The 21472-nt window shown below is 40.1% G+C and carries 19 protein-coding genes; 9 read left to right on the top strand and 10 right to left on the bottom strand.

Annotated elements, in window-relative coordinates; genetic code table 11:
- Genes rlmH through leuS form a run of 6 tightly spaced genes read right to left on the bottom strand, consistent with a single transcriptional unit; the run spans position 1 to position 5664 of the window.
- On the bottom strand, positions 1–471 hold the full coding sequence (gene rlmH, locus PSR9079_RS05760) for a 23S rRNA (pseudouridine(1915)-N(3))-methyltransferase RlmH (protein WP_145240546.1): 471 nt from the start codon (positions 469–471) through the stop codon (positions 1–3).
- 47 nt (positions 472–518) lie between these two features.
- A complete protein-coding gene (gene rsfS / locus PSR9079_RS05755) occupies positions 519–836 on the bottom strand; it encodes a ribosome silencing factor (RefSeq protein WP_145240548.1) in 318 nt (105 codons plus the stop codon).
- A gap of 53 nt (positions 837–889) precedes the next feature.
- Positions 890–1525, bottom strand: a complete 636-nt coding sequence (nadD, locus tag PSR9079_RS05750; protein WP_149980732.1) for a nicotinate-nucleotide adenylyltransferase — start codon at positions 1523–1525, stop codon at positions 890–892.
- Positions 1526–1541: 16 nt separating this feature from the next.
- Positions 1542–2579, bottom strand: coding sequence for a DNA polymerase III subunit delta (gene holA, locus PSR9079_RS05745; protein ID WP_145240552.1), 1038 nt, complete (start codon positions 2577–2579; stop codon positions 1542–1544).
- Complete coding sequence (locus tag PSR9079_RS05740) at positions 2579–3073, bottom strand: LPS-assembly lipoprotein LptE (protein WP_145240554.1); 495 nt, start codon at positions 3071–3073, stop codon at positions 2579–2581. The genes holA and PSR9079_RS05740 overlap by 1 nt, the downstream gene beginning before the upstream one ends.
- A 2-nt stretch (positions 3074–3075) precedes the next feature.
- Entirely contained in the window at positions 3076–5664 is a 2589-nt protein-coding gene (gene leuS / locus PSR9079_RS05735) for a leucine--tRNA ligase (RefSeq protein ID WP_149980731.1), read from the bottom strand.
- A gap of 175 nt (positions 5665–5839) precedes the next feature.
- Between leuS and PSR9079_RS05730 the strand changes: the two genes are divergently transcribed.
- The 3 genes from PSR9079_RS05730 (at position 5840) to bamJ (ending at position 9267) form a co-directional block, all read left to right on the top strand.
- Positions 5840–6298 carry a zinc ribbon-containing protein gene (locus PSR9079_RS05730; protein WP_145240558.1) on the top strand — a complete coding sequence of 153 codons (459 nt, stop codon included), beginning with the start codon at positions 5840–5842 and terminating at the stop codon, positions 6296–6298.
- A gap of 81 nt (positions 6299–6379) precedes the next feature.
- A complete protein-coding gene (locus PSR9079_RS05725; RefSeq protein ID WP_145240561.1) occupies positions 6380–8788 on the top strand; it encodes a Lon protease family protein in 2409 nt (802 codons plus the stop codon).
- A gap of 2 nt (positions 8789–8790) precedes the next feature.
- On the top strand, positions 8791–9267 hold the full coding sequence (bamJ, locus tag PSR9079_RS05720) for a BamJ family beta-barrel-assembly machinery protein (protein ID WP_149980730.1): 477 nt from the start codon (positions 8791–8793) through the stop codon (positions 9265–9267).
- A 46-nt stretch (positions 9268–9313) separates the two neighbouring features.
- Here the strand turns inward: bamJ and PSR9079_RS05715 are convergent, their stop codons facing one another.
- From PSR9079_RS05715 to PSR9079_RS05705, 3 genes are read right to left on the bottom strand one after another with little or no spacing between them, the layout of a single operon-like run.
- Positions 9314–10753: a sugar porter family MFS transporter gene (locus PSR9079_RS05715; protein WP_220493069.1), complete on the bottom strand. Its 1440-nt coding sequence runs from the start codon at positions 10751–10753 to the stop codon at positions 9314–9316.
- A 30-nt stretch (positions 10754–10783) separates the two neighbouring features.
- Positions 10784–11893, bottom strand: coding sequence for a FecR family protein (locus PSR9079_RS05710; protein ID WP_145240565.1), 1110 nt, complete (start codon positions 11891–11893; stop codon positions 10784–10786).
- Positions 11886–12458 (bottom strand): RNA polymerase sigma factor, encoded by a 573-nt coding sequence (locus tag PSR9079_RS05705; protein ID WP_145240567.1) that lies wholly within the window; start codon positions 12456–12458, stop codon positions 11886–11888. Before PSR9079_RS05705 ends, PSR9079_RS05710 begins: the two co-directional genes overlap by 8 nt.
- Before the next feature lie 516 nt (positions 12459–12974).
- Here PSR9079_RS05705 and PSR9079_RS05700 point away from each other — a divergent pair.
- The 5 genes from PSR9079_RS05700 (at position 12975) to PSR9079_RS05680 (ending at position 20013) form a co-directional block, all read left to right on the top strand.
- Positions 12975–16265, top strand: coding sequence for a TonB-dependent receptor (locus PSR9079_RS05700; protein ID WP_149980729.1), 3291 nt, complete (start codon positions 12975–12977; stop codon positions 16263–16265).
- 78 nt (positions 16266–16343) lie between these two features.
- Positions 16344–17900 carry a tryptophan halogenase family protein gene (locus tag PSR9079_RS05695; RefSeq protein ID WP_145240572.1) on the top strand — a complete coding sequence of 519 codons (1557 nt, stop codon included), beginning with the start codon at positions 16344–16346 and terminating at the stop codon, positions 17898–17900.
- Between the two features lie 35 nt (positions 17901–17935).
- Positions 17936–18682 (top strand): SapC family protein, encoded by a 747-nt coding sequence (locus tag PSR9079_RS05690; RefSeq protein WP_149980728.1) that lies wholly within the window; start codon positions 17936–17938, stop codon positions 18680–18682.
- A complete protein-coding gene (locus PSR9079_RS05685) occupies positions 18675–19397 on the top strand; it encodes a DUF6445 family protein (RefSeq protein ID WP_246175493.1) in 723 nt (240 codons plus the stop codon). Before PSR9079_RS05690 ends, PSR9079_RS05685 begins: the two co-directional genes overlap by 8 nt.
- Positions 19398–19485: 88 nt before the next feature.
- Entirely contained in the window at positions 19486–20013 is a 528-nt protein-coding gene (locus tag PSR9079_RS05680) for a hypothetical protein (RefSeq protein ID WP_149980727.1), read from the top strand.
- A gap of 34 nt (positions 20014–20047) precedes the next feature.
- Here the strand turns inward: PSR9079_RS05680 and PSR9079_RS05675 are convergent, their stop codons facing one another.
- Entirely contained in the window at positions 20048–20560 is a 513-nt protein-coding gene (locus PSR9079_RS05675) for a CIA30 family protein (protein WP_149980726.1), read from the bottom strand.
- A gap of 87 nt (positions 20561–20647) precedes the next feature.
- On the opposite strand from PSR9079_RS05675, the gene PSR9079_RS05670 reads away from it, so the two are divergent.
- Positions 20648–21370 carry a hypothetical protein gene (locus PSR9079_RS05670; protein WP_149980725.1) on the top strand — a complete coding sequence of 241 codons (723 nt, stop codon included), beginning with the start codon at positions 20648–20650 and terminating at the stop codon, positions 21368–21370.
- Positions 21371–21472: the final 102 nt, after the last annotated feature.

Below are 21472 nucleotides of genomic sequence, written 5' to 3'. Positions count from 1 at the left end.
TTACTCGCGGTGATACGGGTGGTTATTGTTCAAGCTCCAGCCTCTATATAGACTTTCAGCAACAATAATACGCACCAATGGATGTGGTAGGGTCAAATTTGATAATGACCATTTTTGCTCTGAGGCAGCAATACATTCTGGTGCTAAGCCTTCAGGACCGCCAATTAGCAAACTTACATCGCGGCCATCCAGTTGCCACTTCTCCATGTCTTTTGCTAATTGGTGAGTATCAAGCGCTTTGCCTGTTACCTCAAGCGTGACAATACGATTGCCTTTAGGGATAGCGGCTAAGGTTTTTTCGCCTTCAATATGCAAAATACGTTTAATATCTGCATTTTTACCACGTTTGCCTGCGGGAATTTCAATTAACTCCAGCGCCATATCTTTTGGAAAGCGGCGCTGATATTGTGCAAAACCCGTTTCTACCCACGCTGGCATTTTGGTGCCAACGGCAATCATCTGTATTTTCACGTGTTACATCCAAACTCGATTAAAATTAGTGAGCGGTTAGCTTGATATTAGCTCCATAGTTTTTCGAGGTCGTAATAGCTACGTGCTTGATCTTGCATTACGTGTACGATTACATCGCCTAAATCAACCAGTGCCCATTCACCATCGCTTTGGCCTTCATAACCTAGAGGCTCTTGACCTGCGTGACGAGCTTCTTTTGCTAAATGATCAGCAATTGACAATACATGACGTTTCGAAGTACCAGAGCACACGACCATAAAATCGGTGATGTCTGAGCTTGCGCTTACATCAATATTAACCACATCACGTGCTTTCATATCGTCAATTTTGTCTATTGCAAAGGCGAGTAGTTGTTTCGTATCCAAGGTGTTATCTCATTTAAAAGTGAATAGCTGTTATTTTATCACGCAACTGGTATTTATTCATCACTTAGATAAAGTTGCTGTGATTGAATATACTGACTCACGCCAGTAGGAAGAAGTTCATTGTAATCTATAGCATTTTTAATCGCCTTGCGAATATCGCTTGAGGCAATAGCCATTTCTTCGCCAGCTAAAAAATATAATTTTCCACCAGCTTGCGTTGTAAGCTCTGCGCTATTGCTACATTCTGCGGCTTGTTGGTATGCGAGTAACTCGCCATGGGCAGTGCATTTTAGGCCCGGGCGTTGAAATACCACAATATGACAAAGCTGAGTAATTGTTTGCCACTCAAACCATTTATCTAAGTTATTAAACGAATCCATGCCAATTAAAAATAATAATGGTTGATCTGGAAATTGTGTGCGGATCTCTTGCAGGCTTAATAATGAATATGACGGGCCACTGCGATTGAGTTCGCGTAAATCGAGTTGAAAATATGGGTAAGGTGCAATCGCAGCATTGAGCATTGCGATGCGATGCTGCGTACTTATCCCAGGTGCAGTCTTATGAGCTGGAATAGCACAAGGCATAAAGTATAAAGTCGCTAAATTAAAGTGTTTTACACAGTGCTTCGCCATATTTATATGGCCTAAGTGAACGGGGTCGAAGGTGCCACCAAACAGTGCAATCATTATAAACGCCTAATAATTAGTTAAGTGGGTGCGCAGGCAGTGGGATCACCAATGGCTGACAAAACACCAAACAAATATGTGCCAAAGCTTGATAAGGCTTGATTAAGTTACCTTGCTTATAGCTGGCATCAAATTGTGCGAGCAACTGGGTGATTTGCTCTAAAGTATGTATCGACAAACGATTAAGTGCTTGTTGAATCGGCCCTTGCTGATTTTTCCAGATGGCTTTTTGTTTAAATAGCGTTGCCAGTTGTTCACCTTGTTGTAAGCCTAATTGTAGGCTTAGTAAGGTATTTGCTTCTTTAGTGATGGTCCATAAGATACTCACAGCTTCAGTGTTATCGCCAGCGAGTTTATTTAATACTTTAATTGCTTGGCGACTATTACCTTGTAGCAGTGCATCACTTAAATCAAAAATATCAAACTTGGCTTGATTAAGTAAGCCTTGTAAAACCTGCTGTTGATCGATCATCGCAGTGCCATGCAATAACGACAGCTTTTCGAGCTCTTGAAAACACGCTAACAAATTACCTTCAGTAGCATCAATTAGGGTGCGTTTGGCATCTGCTTGCATATTGATTTTTAAGCGCTGGCACTGCTCATCAAGCCAACGGCTTAAATGATTGCCGGTCAGGGGGTAGCAGGGTACAAATACGCCCAGTTTATCTAACGACTTAAACCAAGCACTGCGCTGAATATCTTGACTGGCCTTGGCCCCTTTTACAATAAGTACGGTGTCGGGGTTGTTTAGTGCTACGAGCTGTTTAAACGTTTGGCTACCAACAATACCTGGCTTTTGAAAATTAAGATCTAGCTCGATTAAAGTGCGAGCACTAAATAACGACATACTTTGATATTGCGCTATTAGCTCTTGCCAATCAAAACCGGGCATTAAGGTAAATTTAACAACCTCATCAAAACCTTGCTGTTTCGCAATCTGACGAATTTGTTGAGCGCATTGTGCTACTTGAAAGGGTTCTTCACCAAATACTAAATAAAAAGGCTGTAAGCCTTTTTTTAATTCATTGGGTAATTGATTCGCATAACAGCGCATTATAGTTGCGACAGCTCTCTAACAATACGACGACTAGCTTGCATGCGAATTTCATTCAATAGCAACTCTAACTCTTTTGCTTTTGCTAAAGCGTTATCTGGGTCGTCTTGATAATTACGATAAAGCTCAAAACGTTGTTCAATTGCTTCTTTGCCTGGGCGCTTGAGTAAGTAGCGAACACTATAAGCTAGCTCGTACTCGGCAACCTGACCATTTTTAAATAATGATAAGGTTTGGCGTTCAAGACGATCTTTATATAAATACAGCTGAGCGACGTTTTTCTTAGGCGTGTCGAGTAACTCAACTTTGCTCAATGTGAGTTCTTTGCCAAGCATCGCAAATAACGCTGATTTTTCATCATCACCGTTTAAAGTTAAGGTGGCCAAGTCATCAGGCAGACTTGAGGCTTTTTTAAGGTGAAAGCCGCAGCTAGATAACAAAAAACAGACTAGCGCTAAGGCTAGTCCGTTTTTAATGGCATGAATAGCAGCCATAATTAGTTAGCAACCACGTTAAGTAGTTTACCAGGTACGTAAATAACCTTACGGATTGTTACGCCATCAGTGAACTTAGATACGTTAGGTTCAGCAAATGCTAGTGCTTCTACTTGCTCTTTAGTAGCATCAGCTGGCACCGTTAATTTTGCGCGTAGTTTACCGTTAACTTGCACGATGATCAGTTTTTCATCTTCAACAAGGGCAGACTCATCAACCACGGGCCAAGACGCATCTAAAATATCGCCTTCTTTACCCAGTTCTTGCCACAATTGATGTGACAAATGCGGCGTAATTGGTGCAAGCATAATTAACAGCGCTTCAAGCGCTTCGTTGGCAATCGCTACATCTTGTTTGTCAGCTAAAGGTGCTTTTAACAATTTGTTTGAGATTTCCATGATTGCCGCAATGGCAGTGTTGAATGTTTGACGACGTTCAACATCATCAGTCACTTTTGCAATTGCTTTGTGCAGCTCACGACGAAGCACTTTTTGCTCGTTGTTTAATGCTGATTTGTCTAATGCTTGGAAACCAACAGTGTTTACATCAACCGCATATTTCCATACACGTTTAATGAAACGATGTGCCCCTTCAACACCTGAATCAGACCATTCAAGCGTTTGCTCTGGCGGTGCGGTAAACATCATAAATAAACGTACCGTATCAGCGCCGTATTGAGCGATAACTTGTTGCGGGTCGATACCGTTATTTTTTGATTTAGACATTTTGCTCATGCCTGATGAGAATACTGGCTCGCCGTCAACTTTATGCCATGCTTTAGTCACGCGGCCTTTGTCGTCTGTTTCAGTATTTACATCACTAGGGGAAATCCAAATGTCGCCACCTTTTTCATCTTTACGATAAAATGTTTCGGCAAGTACCATGCCTTGGCATAATAAGCGGTCAAATGGCTCATCTGAATTAACTAAGCCAAAATCACGTAATAATTTATGGAAAAAGCGCGAATACAATAAATGTAAAATAGCGTGCTCAATACCACCAATGTATTGGTTTACTGGTAACCAGTAGTTTGCCGCAGCTGGATCTAGCATACCTTTGTCATGGCGTGGACTACAGTAACGTGCGTAGTACCAAGATGATTCCATAAACGTATCAAAAGTGTCAGTTTCATGAAACGCAGGTGCGCCATTAACTGTGGTTTTAGCCCATTGTGGATCTGCTTTGATTGGCGATGTTACACCGTTCATTACCACGTCTTCTGGTAAGCGCACCGGCAGCATATCTTCAGTCGCAGCAAGTTCGTTACCGTTTTCATCGCTTAACATTGGGATTGGTGAACCCCAATAACGCTGACGGCTAACACCCCAATCACGTAAACGGAAGTTTACTTTACGCTCACCAACACCCAGTGCTTCAAGTTTGTCGGCAATAGCCTTAAATGCGCCATCAAAATCAAGGCCATCAAATTCAGCTGAATTTACCAGCACACCTTTTTCAGTAAATGCCGCTTCATTTAGGTTTACTTCAAGATCTGAACCTGCGACAGGTGCAATAACTTGTTTGATGTCTAAACCGTAAGCGGTAGCAAATTCAAAGTCCCGTTGGTCGTGCGCGGGTACGGCCATTACAGCGCCTGAGCCGTAATGCATTAATACAAAGTTGGCAACCCAAATTGGTACTTGCTCACCAGTAAGTGGGTGAGTAGCAAAAAAGCCCGTTGCGATGCCTTTTTTCTCCATCGTCGCCATATCTGCTTCAGCTACTTTGGTGTTTTTGCATTCATCAACAAAGCGTGCCACAGCGTCGCTATTTTTAGCTGCTTCTTGTGCGATAGGGTGTCCGCCTGCAACAGCAACATAAGTCACACCCATAAAGGTATCAGGGCGAGTGGTATAAACGCTGAATGTTTCGTTGTTATCTGTGCGAGTAAATTCGATATCTAGCCCTTCAGAGCGGCCAATCCAGTTACGTTGCATGGTTTTAACTTGCTCAGGCCAATCTTCTAGCTTGTCTAAGTCATCCAGTAACTCTTGCGCATAGTCAGTAATTTTAATAAACCATTGTGGAATTTCTTTTTGCTCAACCACAGCGCCAGAGCGCCAACCGCGACCATCAATTACTTGCTCATTCGCCAGTACAGTTTGATCCACTGGATCCCAGTTTACCGTTGACATTTTTTTGTACACTAAGCCTTTTTCATATAGCTTAGTGAAGAACCATTGTTCCCATTTGTAATATTCTGGGTGGCAAGTTGCAATTTCACGATCCCAGTCATAACCAAAACCTAATTGCTTAAGTTGGGTACGCATGTAATCAATGTTTTCGTAGGTCCATTTTGCTGGGGCTGTTTTGTTTTTAATTGCCGCATTTTCAGCCGGTAGACCAAACGCGTCCCAACCCATAGGTTGCATTACGTTTTTGCCTTGCAAGCGTTGGAAACGAGAAACAACATCACCAATCGTGTAGTTACGCACATGACCCATGTGGAGTCGGCCGCTTGGGTAAGGGAACATAGAAAGGCAATAATACTTTTCTTTGCTCTCGTCTTCAGTGGCTTTAAATACTTGGTTTTCTTCCCAGTAGGCTTGGACTTTTGACTCTATGTCTTGCGGGTTATATTGCTCTTGCATCTACGGTTCCAGACTTCTTGCAAACTAATAAAAAATTGCCGTTAGGATACCCCAAAAAAAGCACTAATCACAGCGTCAAATCAGTGGATTTTATATGAAATTAGTTTTCAGGGCAGGTTAACCTATACTTGTGTAAGGTATAGGTTCGCTAAACACAGTTCTGAAGGAGTAAACAATGGCTGATTATAAGACGTGGTTAACAGATTTGAGCACATGGTTGAAAGACGTAAAAGATCATGAACTAAAAGATGCGATGGATAAGTTTATTGAATCTGAACAAGCGCTAAAAGATTTAGGACAAGAAAAATTAACTTTATACAGTGAATATTTAAAGCGCGATATTGAACACATCCAAGAGCACGATCAACACTATGGTTCCCTTGCATGGCAAGAGCTTAAAGAGTCTTTGTGGTTTGAACTTTCACATATCGAAGACAAAACTCAACTTGAGTGGCAAGCATTAAATCAAGATTTTAAGCACAATGGGGTATATCACCAAGGCGAATGGATAGCCATGGGCACATTAGTATGTAAGAATTGCCAATATAGTTATGATATTTACCACGCTACGCAAATTACAGCGTGTTCGCAATGTGATGGTATCTACTTTAGCCGCAAGGCACTACAACCTTAAATAGTTAGTGAACAGTGCCTTTTAGTGCACTGATGCCACCTTACAAAATCAACGAATATGTTGGTATAAAAAGAAGTTAGAATGACGAAGAAACTGCTGCCTTTATCTGTGTCGGCCCTTGCGCCGACAATTTCACTTAATCATGTACAAACGTGCATGAACAATCCATACCCTGAAACCTTGACTTTCATAGGTCAACAGCGGGCGCAAAGTGCGCTTGATTTCTCGTTAGGGATGGAATTACCTGGTTACAATGTGTATGTAATGGGGGAGGCCGCGCATGGTCGGTTTACCTTAGTCAAAGATAAACTTCAAGCACACAGCAAAGGCCGGCCAACACCAAATGAGTGGTTATACGTTAATAATTATGACGACCACCGCGAGCCTATCGCAATGTTTTTACAAGCAGGTCAAAGTAAACAGTTAGCTGATGATATTGACTCATTTATTGATGAAGTACTCGACACCTTTCCTGCAGCGTTTGATAACCCAGCGTACCAGCGTAAAAAGAAAAAAATCGACCGTGAATTTAACGACGCTTACGATAGCGCAATTACTGCTGTGGAAATTGCCGCGCTTGAGCAAAGTGTTGCCTTAATTGAAGAAAAAAGTGTGGTTGGATTTGCCCCGCTGATTGATGGCAAACAACTAAGCGATGCTGAATTTGCTGAGCTTGATGATGAATTGCGTGAACAATTTTATGAAGTAATTGAAAAACTCGAAGATGCACTCATTGAGGCACTGATTGAGTTGCCTCGTTGGAAACGTGAATCATCTGAAAAACTCCGTAATTTAAAAAAATCCACCGCAGAGCTGGCTACTAAGCCATTACTAAAAGATCTTGAACATAAATATGCTGCGCACATTGGAGTATTACGCTATCTAAAAGACATCCGCGTGGAAATTATTGATGCGGTACTTGAGTGGCTCGATGATGAAGATGTTAGCGACGAAAACAAAGAAGATTTTGACCGTAAAGGGATGCTTACCGACTTTTTTGCACCTAATATTTTAGTTGAATTTAAAGAAGGTGATGCTGCCCCTGTGGTGTATGAGCCAAATCCTACCTTTGGTAATATTTTTGGCAAAATTGAATATGCTACTTCACAAGGCTCATTGATCACCAGTTATCGATCGATTCAGCCGGGGGCACTGCATCGCGCTAACGGTGGTTATTTGATTATGGACGCTGAAAAAGTGATGGCTAATCCACAAGTGTGGGATGGTTTAAAGTTGTCATTAAAAACTCATCAAATCAAAAATGATTTACCGTATCAAGATAGTGCTGTTGGCAGTAGCTTTACCTTGCGTCCACAGTTGATCCCGCTTGATGTAAAAATTATTTTACTCGGCTCGCGTGAGTTGTATTACACCATCGGTGAATATGACGAAGAGTTTGCTGAGCTGTTTAGAGTGTTAGCCGATTTTGATTATTACCTGCCAAGCAGTGATAAATTACAGTATCAATTTATCACTAAAGTGATTGAGTACTGTGAGCAGACGCTAAAGTGTAGTCTAACTGAGTCAGCGATGGCACGATTACTGAAATTTAGCTACCGCCAAGCAGAACACCACAATAAGCTTTCAGCTCGTTTTGCTGATGTATTAGAGCTAGTGGCAGAAGCCAGCTTTTATACCAAGCAAGATAACTTAACTTTAATTGATGCCCATCATATTGATGAAGCGATTGAAGGCAAGCAATATCGTACTGGGCAAATTAGCGAAAATATGCTCAGCGATATCAAAGAAGGGCATACCTTAATTGCCACCGACGGTCATGCTGTAGGTAAAGTAAACGGTTTAACAGTATTACACATTGGCGATACTTCTTTTGGTACTCCGGCACGGATCACCGCCACGGTTTACGCTGGTGCGGATGGGGTAATTGACGTTGAGCGCGAAGCTGAGCTGGGTAAAGCCATTCACTCCAAAGGTGTCATGCTACTGACTGGCTATTTAGGTAATAAATATGCGCAGCAATTTAGTTTAACGCTCAGTGCTAATATCGCCATTGAACAAAGTTATGGCTACATTGATGGCGACAGTGCGTCATTAGCTGAGTTGTGTGCGCTTATTTCTGCAATTACTAGCTTACCTATTAGCCAGTCAATTGCACTGACTGGTTCAATTAACCAGCACGGTGACGTGCAAGCCATTGGCGGTGTAAACGAAAAAATTGAAGGGTTTTTTAAGCTTTGCAAAATGCGTGGTTTAACGTCTGCGCAAGGAGTAATAATTCCTAAATCAAATCAAGTAAACTTAGTGCTTGATGACGAGATCCTCAATGCAGTAGAGCTTGGCAAGTTTCATATTTATGCAGTTGAAACGGTTGACCAAGCGCTTAATTTACTGATGGATATTGCAGCAGGCGAGTTGAGCGACGGGCAATATCCTGAAAACTCAGTTAACGGCATTGCCTTAGCCCGTTTAAGTGAAATTGCAGATATCGTTAATGGCGATAACGACGAAAAAGAACACGAGAAAGAATAATCATGATCAACATTATTTTGGCGATTATTATCGCCATTTTATGCTTTTTGATTTTTCAAAATAGCAAAAAAGTAAAGCAACAAGCGGTCGCTAATGCGCAAATCGAAGCCGACTTTTTAGTGGCAAACAGCAAGGTTGAAGGGGTTATTGAGACCGCATCTGGTCTGCAATATAAAGTTGTTAGCAGCAGTGGTAGTGAGGCAAGACCAAGCCCAACTAGCATGGTGAATGTGCATTATCACGGTACTTTGCTAGATGGCAGTGTATTTGACAGTTCTGTTGAGCGTAATAGCCCAATCAGTTTTGGTTTAAATCAGGTAATAAAAGGCTGGACTGAAGGCCTGCAACTGATGAGTGAAGGCGATAAATACACCTTTTATATCCCTCACCAATTAGCTTACGGTGAAAAACGTGTTGGCAGTATTCCTCCAGCCTCTTTACTTATATTTGAAGTTGAATTACTTAAAGTAGAGTCTTAGTTGCAAAAAATGGCGAAATAAATACATTCGCCATTTTAAACAACTTTTACATGGCTTCTAGCTTGATACCACGTGTTTCTTTTATATATTTAACAATAAAAAATACGCTAATAAAGGCCGAAATAGCATAAAACCCATAGGCACCAGCTAACCCAATACTACCGAGCATAATCGGGAAGGTCATGGTAATTGTAAAGTTGGCAAGCCATTGCGCACTTGCTGCAACAGCTAAAGCAGCCCCTCGAATACGATTATTGAACATTTCGCCTAATAGTACCCATACAACAGGTCCCCAGCTTAAGCCAAAAAATACCACAAAGAGATTAGCCATGATAAGTGCAAACGTGCCCATACTGTCAGTTAATGCAAGTTTACCTGCCGCATCGAGGCCTGCGCTACCAAAGGTATAAGTTAATGCACTTAAACTAATAAACATACCAATACTACCTACTAGTAATAATGGTTTTCTGCCTACTTTATCGATAAGCGCAATTGCTATAAAAGTAGATAAAATATTGGTAGTACCCGCTAATACATTGATGAATAAAGATTGTGATTCATCAAAACCCGCTGCTTGCCAAAGCTCAGAGCCGTAATAAAAGACCACATTAATGCCTACAAATTGCTGAAAAACAGACAAAGCGATACCAACCCATACAATTGGGTGTATTTTCTTTTTACCGTCAATAAATAAGTCACGAATACTTGGTTTTTTATCGCCATGCAGTGACTGCTTAACATCGTTTATTTGTGATTGGGCATCATCATTAGATATTTTTTTAAATACAGCTTTGGCTTTTTCTAATTGGCCTTGGGCAACTAAATAACGCGGCGACTCTGGTATAAATAATACTCCCAACAGAAATAATCCTGCAGGTACAAGTTCTGCCCAAAACATCCAGCGCCAAGCCGCCAGCTCAAGAATAAAAATACCTTCAGCGCCGTTTGCCGCCGAAGCAATCAGGTAATTACTTAAAAAAGCAGCAAATAAGCCAAGTACAATCGCTAATTGTTGCAGTGTTGCTAATCGTCCACGCAAAGCCGCAGGTGCGACTTCAGCAATGTAAGCGGGTGCCAATACAGATGCAGCGCCAATACCGAGACCACCAAATAGACGATAAAAAATAAATTCAGCGGAGCTGTCTGCAATGCCTGAACCAAACGCGCTAATGGCAAAGATTACTGCAGTGATGATCATAATTGAGCGGCGGCCAAATTTATCAGCAAGCGGGCCCGCAATCAGCGCACCAAGAGCACAACCCAGTAATACCGACGCAACATTAAACCCTGTTGCGACGCTGCTTGAATTAAATGTTTTGCCAAGCGCCGACACAGTGCCGTTGATAACCCCGGAGTCAAAGCCAAATAAAAAGCCACCAATTGCTGCAACGCCAGATATAAATATAACGTAAAGTAGAGAATGGGTGTTTGTTGATAAAGAGTGATTCGGGCTATTAATCTTGCCCGACGATAAAGGTGTTGTCATGGTGATATACCTGGTTATTGTTGTAACGAATTATATAGTAGTGTGAGGCGACGCATATTTTAACATGATTTTATCGGGGCTGACTCTTTCATAACTAATATTAAAGTTATTATTAAGCACTTCGAGTAGACCTTTAACGTCGCCAGTTTTGAACATGCCTGCAACGTGTACTTGCTTCAAACGTTCGTCATCAGCAAGCTCAAAGTTAATATTGGTATAGCGGCTAATTTCGGTCATTGCGTCGCTAAGTGATTCGCCTCTGAAAATGATACTCCCTTGACGCCAAGATAAGTTTGCTGCCACATCAATCGCGTCAATTTTTTCAACTTTTTTGGTAATTTCACCCTTAAAGTCTAAATTGAGTTTCTCACCCTTTGATACCGGCGTGGAATGCAGCGATACATCTTTTGCAACTCTAGAAGTGCCATTATTTGAGAGGTTAGGTACAGCGGTTGTATACTGCTGAGCAACTAATACTTTTCCATCGGTAACAATAAGTTCTATTTGTTTATTGTTTACCTCTACATTAAACGCAGTTCCAACGGCTTGGATTATTTTATTACCAGTGACGACACTCAAAGGCCGTGAGGTATCATGTGCGACATCAATATGGATCTCACCACGAAGAAGATTGATTACTCGGGCTGATGGAGTGTATTTAATATGGACAAAACTATTTGTATTGAGTGTTATTTTACTTTGGTCAGGCAAAATAATATCTTTACTTTCTCCAATCGCAGTTTGAAAGTTTAATTGTTTTGCTACTACCGCAGATTTATTCGCTTGGTTAAACAGCGAAAAATTAAATGTTTCTTGAAAAAAGCTAAGCGCAACAGCCAATAAAATGGATGCTGCTATTGCGCCTAACCACACAGGGAGTTTTTGTTGTTGTTTTGATGCTTGTGGAAATAAGTCTGATAAACGACTTAACTCACTCATTTTATCCCACAATTGTGCAACTTCTAGCAGAACCTCAACATTTTTGTAAGAATCTCCAAGCCAAGCTTTAAGTGCTTCTTTTTCATCGCTGCTAAGGTTTCGGTCAAGTTTGGCTAGCCACTCACTCGCTTGATCTAAGCGTTCATCTTCAACTTGATTACTATCTTGGGAAGATTGATGGATCTGATGAATGTTACTCATATTTGCCTCCTGCACTGAGGTTTGCTGAAGGGGCTGGCTCATTATAGGTGCTTTTATTTGATTGACGCATAAACAGCGTACATCTTTTCATGCCTGTTGCAATATGCTTTTCCACGGTACTTTCACTAAGCTCCAATTGTGCTGCTATTTCACGCTGCGAATAGCCATACACTTTTTTTAATACAAATACTTTTCGACACTGTATCGGAAGCAATCTTACGGCTTCACAAAAATTCGAAAATTCATTATCGGTAAGTGTGCTCTCATACATCTCATCTTTGTATTGTTCACACAGAAGTTGCTCAAGCGCTTCCATATTATCAATACCGTCGACCAAGCGTATATTGGCCTGTTTTTGATAATCTAATGCTAAATTACGCGCAGTTTTATAGATAAATGACTTGGGAGAGTTAATATTGTCGCTGTTTTCAATTTTGCATATACGCACATACGTTTCTTGCACAATATCTTCAATTTCATGAGGTGGCACAATTTTAGCCACAACTCGCGAAATGCTTTTTCTTGAGACTAAATAAGCCTTGTGAAGTAGTGTGTCTTTCGTCATTAACGTTTTCTCATCGGATTTAGCTCTGCTGTTATTATTTTTATGCCAATACTTAGTAAGACGATTGAGATAAAAAAATCCACTAGGCAAAAACCATTTAATCGCATTTTTTTAATATAACGTTCCCCATTGCCCTTTACCGATCTATTTCTCGTTTTGCTTAAAGCTTGTAATTACAGTGTTAATTGTACTACAGTTTTTAGCAATCAAGAGTTCGGGTCTAGGCGCTAAGCTACTTAGCATCGTATGGTGCTTCTTTGGTTGTTAAAAAAACAGCGTAAAAATTATCTTAATTTACATCACTAAGTACTTAGATATTTACACCCAAATAGATACTTTAAATACGATTTGAACTTTTTAATTACTTGTTCTAATTGACGATATGCAGCAATTTTAGAAATGGGTTTAGCGGATAAAAACAGCAATTACTTTGCAAGCGAAACATTATTCAAAATTGAATATTTCGCCGTTGTATTTTAGTAATAATAAAAACAAAAAGGCTTAGCAATTTTCAGTATGACTAGTCAAAAATATATATTATTTGTAAATAATCGAAAATATTTATGGGGGAAAATAAAAACTCACTCGTCTTTGTTTTGTGTATGGCGAAAAACCATGCACATGAAATATCAAACATCTCAGCTTCATTTTTGTGTACTGGTTTTGGTTTTTACTTTGTTTAATACAGAGGCTCAAGCAAATACCAAAAATGGCAAGATTATGTTTGATATTCCAAGACAAAGGGCTGATCTATCGCTGATTAATTTTGCAGAGCAAGCTGATATTACCTTGTTGTTTCCGTTGGATAAAATCCAACAGTTGCAGACTAATAATATTACTGGTGAGTATTCAATAATAACTGCATTAAATAGTTTACTTGCAGGGACAGGCTTGCAATCACATGTCAGCGAAGATGGGCAAATATCTATTTCGATAGATCCACGCTTCGAGAGAAATGACAACATGACTAATTATAAAAAAAACGGGGTGGCGAGTGCCGTACTCGCAGTGCTTAGTAGCGTTACACTACCTGCAGTAGCCGATACCGCAGAACAAGGACCTGAAATAATTGAAGTAAGAGGAATAAGAGGAGCACTTGGACGCGCAATGGATGCTAAACGTGAAGCGGGTGGAGTCGTCGATTCTATTTCAGCAGAAGATATTGGTAAATTCCCCGATACTAACTTAGCTGAGTCATTGCAACGTATCACCGGTGTTTCGATTGACCGTTCCGGCGGGGAAGGGCAATTAATCACGGTACGGGGATTCGGCCCGCAATTTAATACCGTGTTAGTCAATGGCCGCCAAATGGCATCTGAAAACCAAAGCCGAGCATTTAGTTTTGATACTATCGCGTCGGAGCTGGTAAAGAGTTTAGATGTATTTAAAACATCAACCGCAACAAAGCAGTCAGGCGGTATAGGCTCAACAATCAATGTAAATACCGCTCGTCCATTTGCTATTAATGGCTTTAAAGTAGCCGGCAGCATAAAAGGTATTTATGACGACAATAGTGAAGAAACAACGCCAGAGGTATCAGGATTAATTAGTAATACATTTAATGACGATACCCTAGGTTTGTTATTCGCTGTGTCACGTCAAGAACGTAGAACCCGGTTAAATCAAGCACAAGTAGATGGCTGGTTAGAAAATGTTGGCGTGCCTAAGCCGCAAACACAAAGCGGACAAGCTTATACTGGCAATATTTTTTCTCCCCGTAATTATGATCATAAAGTAACCACAGAGACGCGCACTCGCACCAATGCTAATTTAGTTATTCAATATGCCCCGTCTGATGATGTAGTGATTACTGGCGATGCACTGTATTCTGATTTTGATGTTGAAGCCGATACAACGTCTTATGGACACTGGTTTACTGCACCCAATTTAGAAGGGTTTGGTAATGCTGATGGACCAACTGTTGACGAAAATGGCACGGTGATTGATCTTTATCAAGAAGTCGGGCTTGCAACGGATATGCACGCTAAAAAATTCGATCGTTTAACAAACTCCAGTGCGCTTGGGCTTAATTTACAATGGCACGTAAACGATAATTTAAAAATGAATTTTGATTTAAGTCATTCAAAGGCTGAGCGTGAAGCAAATAATGGCCGAGGTGATCAGTTATCTTTGATTGGTTATGCAAACCGTGTGCGCTTTCAAGTTGATCAAGGGATCTTACCTTATGCGAGTGAGTTTGCATCGGCTGATGACAGTATTTACAGTGGTCAACAGGAGCTAGATGGCAGCGCATATAACCCGGCAATTAGCCCTGATGGGGTCTCAAATCATTTAGATCCGGCAAATAGCCGAGCTCATGTTATGTTGCGTCGTGGCTGGGCGGTCGAAGATACCGTTGATCAATTTCGTTGGGATAGTACATGGTACAACGATGGTTATACGGGTCTTGTAGCCGTAAAATTTGGTGCAATGTATTCATCCGAAACTAAAAGTCTTGAACGTTGGGATAATGAAGGTGTAGGTATACATTGTACTTTCTGTGGTTACCCAGATATGCCTAGTATGGACGGACTCGCACAGTTTGTATTTGATGCCGGCGATGACTTTTTAGATAACGTCAGTGGCAGTGGTCGTATGCCAACATCTTGGCTTGCACATGATGGTGAAGCAAACTTTGCTTATCTTGAGCAATATGCCGCTGCAAATGGGCAGCCAATTAGCTTTGATGCAGTAAAGCGTAATAAGTCATTTGAAATAACAGAAGACACAATTGCTTTGTATAGCGAATTTGATTTTGAATCAGAGCTTGCGGGTATGCCCTTGTTTGCCTCAGCTGGGTTTAGGTATGAAACGACAGATGTTGAAGTGAACGGAAGCGATGAACCAGTTAACTCATTGTCAATTTTAGATAAAACAGAAATGTTAGCTAATTATGGCAGTGTTCAATCTATTTCAGCTAATTCTGACTATGAAGCCATTTTACCTAATTTTAGTCTTAAGCTCGAAATCAATGATGACTTAATTGCCCGTGCTGGGGTATCACAAACAATCACTCGGCCGACGCTCGATAGTATGTCACCGGTAACAGTGATAGAAACAACGCGCCAAGGTGGCAATTTAACATCCAGCTCTGGTAATCCAGCGTTAGCTCCTTTTACTTCTGATAACTTAGATCTATCTCTGGAATGGTACTACGGCAATGCGAGTTATGTATCGGCAGGTTATTTTAGAAAAAATGTTGCTAACTTCATTATCAATACCACTGAAGACTTAACCTTTGAACTGCCCGGTGGCGGTCTACTTACTGATCCTTCCACAGGTAATGATGTTGATAGTCCAGATCCAGCAGACACCACGGCGGTGTTTACCAATACCATACCAAATAACAGTGAATCAGCAATTGTTGATGGGTGGGAGGTTGCTCTACAGCATACTTTCGACAGTGGCTTTGGTTTTATGGTTAATGCCACTATTGTAGATAGTAACAAAGAGTTAGATGCTGCAGATATTACTCAAGTGTTTGCTCTTACAGGCTTAAGTGATTCATATAATGTGGTAGGTTTTTATGAAAATGATTCTTTTCAAGCTCGCTTAGCTTACAACTGGCGAGACAGCTTTGTGCAATCGTTAAGTCAACTTAATGGTGATGGTGTAACTATTGTAGAAGACTATGCACAGCTTGATGCGAACATTAGTTATGATTTAACAGAACACGTCACAGTCTTTATTGAAGGCATTAATCTAACTCAAGAGTATGTTCACAAACGAGGTCGTTTTGCTAATCAAATGCTACAAATTGAAGACAGCGGTCGACGTTTCATGTTCGGTATTCGCGGTAATTTCTAGGCATTAATTGGGTAAATAAAGTGACTTTTATGTATTGATTAAAAGTCACTTTTAATTGTAATCCACGCGAGTATTAAAATGAAACAACAAGAAAAAAGCATAAACACAGTGATTGTCGTCGGTGGTGGTATTGCGGGTTGGTTAACTGCGGGGCGATTGGCTGCAGAGCATAAGAGTAATACGGACGTTGGCGTCAAGGTCACGTTAGTCGAATCGCCAAACGTACCAATTATTGGCGTTGGTGAAGGTACTTGGCCAACAATGCGCAGCACTTTAATCGCTTTGGGTATTAGTGAAACCGACTTTATCCGTGAGTGTGACGCTAGTTTTAAACAAGGTGCTAAGTTTGCACAATGGGTGGATGGTGGCGAAGATGATTATTATTATCACCCATTGGTTTTACCGCAAGGATTTACTAAAACAGATATGGCAGGATATTGGTTAAACGATGGCGAGCAATCATCATCGTTTTCTAATGCGGTATGTTTTCAAGAAGCACTTTGCGAGCAAGGTCTTGCGCCAAAGACGATCAGAACGCCTGAATATGGCGCTGTCGCCAATTACGCTTATCATCTAGATTCAGCTAAATTTGCAGTGTTTTTACAAAAACACTGCATCGAAAATTTAGGTGTAACCCATATTTTAGCGGATGTTACTAAAGTTAACAGCATCGAAAATGGTGATATAGGTAGTTTAACAACAAAGCAGGCCGGAAATATAAGTGGCGATTTATTTGTTGATTGCAGTGGTTTTTCATCGTTATTGCTCGGAGGTCATTATCAAGTGCCGTTCAAATCCTATCGTGATGTTTTATTCATAGATACGGCTTTAGCAGTACAGGTACCCTATGAAAATGACAGTAGCCCAATCGCTTCACATACCATCTCGACGGCGCAAGAAGCAGGTTGGATCTGGGACATAGGTTTACAACATCGCCGTGGTGTTGGTTATGTGTATTCGAGCAAACACAGTACTGAATCGCAAGCAAGGGCAAGACTTGCCGACTATATAGGCGATAAGATTGATTCACTGACAATCAGAAAAATTCCGATAGAAAGTGGCCATCGCAGTCACTTTTGGCAAAATAATTGTGTTGCTGTTGGATTGTCTGCTGGCTTTTTAGAGCCACTTGAAGCGTCTGCTCTTGTGTTAGTTGAGATGTCAGCGCAAATGATTAGTGAGCAATTGCCACCGACTCGCGAGGTAATGGACATTACAGCGAAACGCTTTAACGATACATTTCTCTACCGCTGGGGGAAAATAATCGACTTTTTAAAGCTGCACTATATTTTGAGTAAGCGCACCGATAATGCGTTTTGGATAGATAATCGCGATCCTCAAACGATCCCACAAAGCTTGCAAGATTTAATGCAACTTTGGCAATATCGCGCTCCTGCTGATTATGATTTTGCGAGTAATAATGAAGTGTTTCCTGCTGCAAGCTATCAGTATGTCTTGTATGGAATGGGCTTTAAAAGTGATTACAGCAACTCACCTCACTTATTAAATGATAAAACATTTGCACAGAGTCAATTTGCTAAAAATAAACATATGATTCAGCAAGCAGTTTCAACATTACCTAGTAACAGAGAGTTACTTGATAAAATTAAGCTACATGGGCTTAGTGCAATTTAATTGTGCTGTGAAATATAAAGAATAAAGAGAACAATATGACTAATTTAGTTGCAATTAATTACAGTGCTCACAAACATTTAAAAATTGATACCGCGAAAACTCAAGAACACAGTGCCACGCAAAATATGCTTCCCGTTGTGGTTGCTGAATTTAGCCAAGTATCTGTGCAACATCCGATCGTACTTGCTAAGAGTGGTGAAACAGGCGAATTTACCTTAACGGTATTATTAGGTTTTGAGCAACATGAAAATTTATTTTCGAAAGACGGTCAATGGCAAGGAGTTTACATACCATTACAGTTACAAAGGCAGCCATTTTTTGTCGGTGATATACAAACTGAAGTAGCGGGAGATTATGCGGTTTGTATAAACTTAGACAGCCCATCGATAGTTCGCGACTCAGCGCAAAATAACGTCAATGACATCCAGGTATTATTTACTGACAGCGGTGAAGATAGTGATTATTTTGTTAAAATGAAACAATGCTTAGGGTATTTATTGCAAGGCGAAATAGAAAATAAAGCACTGATCGACACATTGTTAGCACTTAATTTAGTGCAGCCTCTTTCCCTTGACGTTACCTTTTGCAATAAGCAAAGTTCACGTTTAAACGGTCTATATACGGTAAGTGAAGAGAAAGTAGCGGCACTAGCTCCTGAACAAATAGGGCGTTTACATAAAGCACAACAGCTTAAACCAATCTACACGATGATCAATTCATTGGGTCAACTGTATCCACTTATTGAACGTAAAAATCAGCAGTTTGTTAGTGTACATGACTAGTGCTACTTTTTTAAACCCGGCAATGAAAGTTACACGCTTAGTTGTTGGTAATGAGCGCATACCTGTTTTAGTGATTGATGATTTAAGTTTAAACTATAATGAACTCATCGCCTGTGCTTGTGAAAACGTTAATCATAGCTCGGCATTTACTGCATCTAATGGAGATTTATACCCAGGGGTTCGCAAACCATCACCGGCTAACTATAGTGAGCAACTTAAAGAGTTACTCCCTATCTTAAAATCGTCGTTCAATTTTATTGATAGCAATGACATGAAAGTGGTTTTTTCTGCGTTTTCAATTGCCACAACACCGGTAACAAAATTAAGGCCCATTCAAATGTTGCCTCACTTTGATACTCCTAGTGTTAACCAGCTTGCTGCTGTGCATTTTTTATGTGCAAAAGCATATGGTGGAACGTCCTTGTATCGGCATAAAGCATCTGGCTTTGAACGTATAACACAGCAGCGACTCGCACCGTATCGTGCAATGATCAAACAGCAAGCCATTGCTCAAAGGCTCCACGAACGTCCTAGTTATATTTCCAGTGATACAACATTGTTTGAGCAAATAGCCTCACTAGAGGCGAAACCGAATAGGCTTATTGTATATCCAAGTAATGCCTTGCATTCTGGTAATATTAATCCTGATTTAGGACTATCTAGTAATCCATCAACAGGCCGTTTAACCATTAGTAGCTTCCTAGCCTTTGGGTAATAACAAAGGGTAATTTTTTTGCAAAAGAAAGCTAAAGTCTTATTATTTTGTGCCGATATTATTACCAGGATAATTTTAAGGATGAAATATGAAGATCTTACCTGTTATTACTATTCCTGAAGCTCGTGGGTTTCAAAGTAAATACGAAAAACGACTTGAAGAACAAGCAGCGCAAACAGAACAGCCTGAATATATTTTGTCTGAGTTTTTAGATGCTAAAGCGCAAGAGTATAGCGAAGATGATGTGAATTTTGCTGAACAGTATAACAATTTACAAAAAGTGTATGAAGATTTCGCTCAAAAGATCATCGTGCTACAAGAACAAATTAATAAATTAAAACAAGATCCAATTCAGCGAAATCTCAAGCTTGAAAGCCACAATAGCAACTTTATACAGCTGGAAAAAAACACCGAAGCGCAAAATTTAAAAATAGATCCCGAGCATACTGGTGCGAAAAAATACCGAGATTCTCAACCGCAAGAGCAAATTGATATATTAGTTCAGCAACTTAATGAGCTAAAGTCCAACCACGCAGAAATAAAGAAACAGATGATAGAAATGGTTATCACAGAGCTTAAAAAGCGAGGTAACGAAGAATATGATTTTAAAAAATAATTTTAATATTTCCAATATAGCAGCTTAATTTACGCTATTTAAGCTCAAAGTTAATATGCGCTAATTCAAGTTTAAAATTACCTTGCTGCTTTTTGGCGATCATAAGGCCCAATTGTTGTACATCTTTAAACGTTAACTCTGGTTGCTGCTCTAAGGTTTTACCACGGTAAGTGAGACTAAAGTCAGTTGGTGAGAATGTAACGACTTGCCATTGATCTTTTATCGTTTCAAATGAGGTTGTATACGCTGGTCCGTCTAGGTACTGACTCGTTCTTAAGCGAAGTTGATACGTTTTACCATCTCCTTTGAACCGTAAAGATATGAGATTGGCGTTTTCTTTATTAGTGTTTATTGTTGTGCGTATTGAAGCAAAGCCTCCATTATTTTCAAGAGAAACGTTGCCTGTAAAAATTAAGCTATTATCCTTCTCATAAGCTTGGCTGGTCGATAAACCGCCCATTACTGAGTCATTAACTATTTGCCAGTGCAGAGTTAAATCGCCGGAACCTGATAGTAAGAGCAAACTAGTTGTAGGGTTTGTTTTCATTTTTTATCGCAAAGCTTTGTGTTATAGATAAGCTCAATAATACGTATGTTCAGATAAATTGATCACTTTTTTTAAAGTAGGGAAAGCATGAATTCAGATAAATTTTTTAAATGGGTATGGAACTTAAATGGAATTATTTTATTAGTCGGGGTTTTAATTGCTACTGCGTTAATTTCAGTCCAACTTGTTACAACAGTATTTAATGATAACGACGTTGAGCCACCGGCATTAAATTTAGCCGATGACAAAAACGAAGAAGAAAAGTGGCGTTTGGGCTACCCGCGAAGAGTAGGAGAAACGGACTTTTATTATATAGAGCTAGAGTCTGAAAAGTTAACGGTTGAAGCAAGCATTCAAGCTGAATCGGAGGTCCTTGCAATGTTCTCTTCGAAATACAAGCCAACACGCTCAAAAAATGTGATGTTTATCAATGGTAAAACAAACTATGCAAATTGGCTTTTTGATACGACAGATCAGTTGATTACTGATATTTCTCCATTGTATTTATCTGAATTTGATTCGCAGTCAAAAGCGGCGGGTATTGCCTATCATGTTATTAAAAACGACACAAATAACGACGGCCTTTTAAGCAACGAAGATAAAAGCACTTTTGCGTTAAGTAAAATTGATGGCAGTGGTTATAGCGAGGTTCTCACAGGCTACGACCGCATTCTTGAGCATGCTGTTAATGAGCAAGGCAATTTGTTTATGTTGTTTATAGACAATGCTGAAGTGTTTTCAATGCTTGTTGATTTAACTACTTTTAAAGTGATTGATAAAAGGCAGCTACCTAAAGTCGGAGGACTATAACTATTACTCATGAGTATTATTTAACCTGACCTCAGATTAAGAGAATTACTAAGACACTGATTATAAATATTGTTCAGGTTATTTACACTCTGTTACAGTTAT

This window comes from Pseudoalteromonas rhizosphaerae (genome assembly GCF_902498845.1).
In the GTDB taxonomy this organism is placed as follows: Bacteria; Pseudomonadota; Gammaproteobacteria; order Enterobacterales; family Alteromonadaceae; genus Pseudoalteromonas; species Pseudoalteromonas rhizosphaerae.
Note: the sequence above shows the minus strand (reverse complement) of the source record. Positions and strands in the feature narration are given on the sequence as shown.

Excerpts from the sequence above, each read along its gene's own strand:
- nadD (WP_149980732.1), bottom strand. The coding sequence starts at position 1,525 with ATGATTGCACTGTTTGGTGGCACCTTCGACCCCGTTCACTTAGGCCAT.
- holA (WP_145240552.1), bottom strand. The coding sequence starts at position 2,579 with ATGCGCTGTTATGCGAATCAATTACCCAATGAATTAAAAAAAGGCTTA.
- PSR9079_RS05740 (WP_145240554.1), bottom strand. The coding sequence starts at position 3,073 with ATGGCTGCTATTCATGCCATTAAAAACGGACTAGCCTTAGCGCTAGTC.
- leuS (WP_149980731.1), bottom strand. The coding sequence starts at position 5,664 with ATGCAAGAGCAATATAACCCGCAAGACATAGAGTCAAAAGTCCAAGCC.
- PSR9079_RS05730 (WP_145240558.1), top strand. The coding sequence starts at position 5,840 with ATGGCTGATTATAAGACGTGGTTAACAGATTTGAGCACATGGTTGAAA.
- PSR9079_RS05725 (WP_145240561.1), top strand. The coding sequence starts at position 6,380 with ATGACGAAGAAACTGCTGCCTTTATCTGTGTCGGCCCTTGCGCCGACA.
- bamJ (WP_149980730.1), top strand. The coding sequence starts at position 8,791 with ATGATCAACATTATTTTGGCGATTATTATCGCCATTTTATGCTTTTTG.
- PSR9079_RS05715 (WP_220493069.1), bottom strand. The coding sequence starts at position 10,753 with ATGACAACACCTTTATCGTCGGGCAAGATTAATAGCCCGAATCACTCT.
- PSR9079_RS05710 (WP_145240565.1), bottom strand. The coding sequence starts at position 11,893 with ATGAGTAACATTCATCAGATCCATCAATCTTCCCAAGATAGTAATCAA.
- PSR9079_RS05705 (WP_145240567.1), bottom strand. The coding sequence starts at position 12,458 with ATGACGAAAGACACACTACTTCACAAGGCTTATTTAGTCTCAAGAAAA.
- PSR9079_RS05700 (WP_149980729.1), top strand. The coding sequence starts at position 12,975 with ATGACTAGTCAAAAATATATATTATTTGTAAATAATCGAAAATATTTA.
- PSR9079_RS05695 (WP_145240572.1), top strand. The coding sequence starts at position 16,344 with ATGAAACAACAAGAAAAAAGCATAAACACAGTGATTGTCGTCGGTGGT.
- PSR9079_RS05690 (WP_149980728.1), top strand. The coding sequence starts at position 17,936 with ATGACTAATTTAGTTGCAATTAATTACAGTGCTCACAAACATTTAAAA.
- PSR9079_RS05685 (WP_246175493.1), top strand. The coding sequence starts at position 18,675 with ATGACTAGTGCTACTTTTTTAAACCCGGCAATGAAAGTTACACGCTTA.
- PSR9079_RS05680 (WP_149980727.1), top strand. The coding sequence starts at position 19,486 with ATGAAGATCTTACCTGTTATTACTATTCCTGAAGCTCGTGGGTTTCAA.
- PSR9079_RS05675 (WP_149980726.1), bottom strand. The coding sequence starts at position 20,560 with ATGAAAACAAACCCTACAACTAGTTTGCTCTTACTATCAGGTTCCGGC.
- PSR9079_RS05670 (WP_149980725.1), top strand. The coding sequence starts at position 20,648 with ATGAATTCAGATAAATTTTTTAAATGGGTATGGAACTTAAATGGAATT.